Source organism: Nonomuraea sp. NPDC001684 (assembly GCF_053596515.1).
The window spans coordinates 1-1,460 of the sequence record NZ_JBSFGJ010000862.1 but is presented as its reverse complement, the minus strand read 5'-3'; the positions used below and the strand labels follow the sequence as shown (position 1 = coordinate 1,460).

Below are 1,460 nucleotides of genomic sequence, written 5' to 3'. Positions count from 1 at the left end.
CCAGCGCGTACGGCCGGTCCCTGAGCACGGCCAGCCGCGGCCCCGGCGCGGCCGGCGCGGGCCGCACGGCGGGCAGCCTGAGCAGGACCAGCGCGGCCACCAGGAAGCTCAGGGCGTCGAGCGTGAACACCGCGACGTATCCGGCCCGGGTGCCGACGGCCAGCGCGACGCCGCCCAGCGCGGCCCCCACGGCCATGCCGCCGTTGAGCGTGGACTGCAGCACCGCCCGCACGACCGTGCGCCGGGCCGGCTCGACCAGCCCGGCCAGCAGCGCCTGCCGGGCCGCCGACAGGCCGGTCTGCGCGGTCCCGTAGAGGCAGGCGACCAGCAGGAAAAGCGCGAACGAGTGGACGAACACGAACGAGCCGGCCGCCACCGCGGTCGTGAGCGCGAGCAGCACCGCCACGCCGCGCGGCCCCCGCCGGTCGGCCAGGTGCCCGAGCGGCACCCCCGCCACCGAGCCGACCGCCCAGCCCAGCGTGAGGCCGAGGCCGATCTCGGTGGCCGACAGCCCCACGACGTCGGCGAAGTAGAGCGCCGAGGTGACCAGGTACGCGCCGTCGCCGATGGAGTTGGCGAGCTGCGCGGCGGCGAGCACGCGCTGGGTTCTCATGACTTGTATGACTCCGGGGTCATCCGGGTGGCGACGCCCATCCTGTTCCAGGCGTTGATGGTGGCCACGGCCACGGTCAGCGCGGCCATCTGCTGCTCGTCGAAGTGCGCGGCGGCCTGCGCCCAGACCTCGTCGGTGACGTCGTCGGTGGACAGGCGGGTGGCGGCCTCGGTGAAGGCCAGGGCGGCGCGTTCCTGCGGGGTGAAGAAGGGGGCCTCGCGCCAGACGGCCACGGCGTGCAGCCTGGCGTCGCTCTCCCCCGCCTGCTTGGCGTCGGAGCTGTGCATGTCCACGCAGTAGACGCAGCCGTTGATCTGGCTGGCGCGCAGCCGTACGAGTTCGAGGAGGGGCTTGGGGAGGGTGCTCTGGGCCACGAACCGGTCCAGGCCGGCCATCGCCTTGTACGCTTCGCCGGCGAACTTCCCGAGTTCCATGCGTTCGGTCATAGGCCCATCTTGGCCGTACTCTTGTCCCGACATAAGCTCCAATTTCCGCCAAGTTGATTGGGCCAAGTTGGACGTTCACATCAGCCTCCAAGGGCGCGGTGACCTGGCCGCACAGGTCTACCGGCAGCTGCTCGACGCCATACTCGACGGCCGCCTGCGCTCGGGCGAGCGGCTGCCGCCGACCAGGGAGCTGGCCGGCCGGCTGGAGATCTCCAGGAACACGGTGGCGGTGGCCTACGACCGGCTGGTGGCCGACGGCTTCCTGGTCGGCCGGGCGGGGGCGGGCACGTTCGTGTCGGCCGAGCCGGTGCGCGGCCGGGCCGCGCCCAAGGGGGTGGTCAGGCCGCGGGCGTTCTGGCGGGAGCTCGGGGAGACCGTCGAGGTGCCGCCCGCCCGGTACG

3 protein-coding genes are annotated in these 1,460 nt (G+C 73.4%); 1 reads left to right on the top strand and 2 read right to left on the bottom strand.

Annotated elements, in window-relative coordinates:
• Together ACWCSD_RS52585 and ACWCSD_RS52580 are read right to left on the bottom strand one after the other, a co-directional pair.
• On the bottom strand, positions 1-613 hold a 613-nt coding region (locus ACWCSD_RS52585), incomplete at its 3' end, for an MFS transporter (protein ID WP_449927460.1).
• Positions 610-1,059, bottom strand: coding sequence for a carboxymuconolactone decarboxylase family protein (locus ACWCSD_RS52580; protein WP_352328679.1), 450 nt, complete (start codon positions 1,057-1,059; stop codon positions 610-612). The genes ACWCSD_RS52585 and ACWCSD_RS52580, both read right to left, overlap by 4 nt.
• Before the next feature lie 67 nt (positions 1,060-1,126).
• Here ACWCSD_RS52580 and ACWCSD_RS52575 point away from each other — a divergent pair.
• A partial coding sequence (locus ACWCSD_RS52575) for a GntR family transcriptional regulator (protein WP_449927456.1) occupies positions 1,127-1,460 on the top strand: 334 nt, incomplete at its 3' end.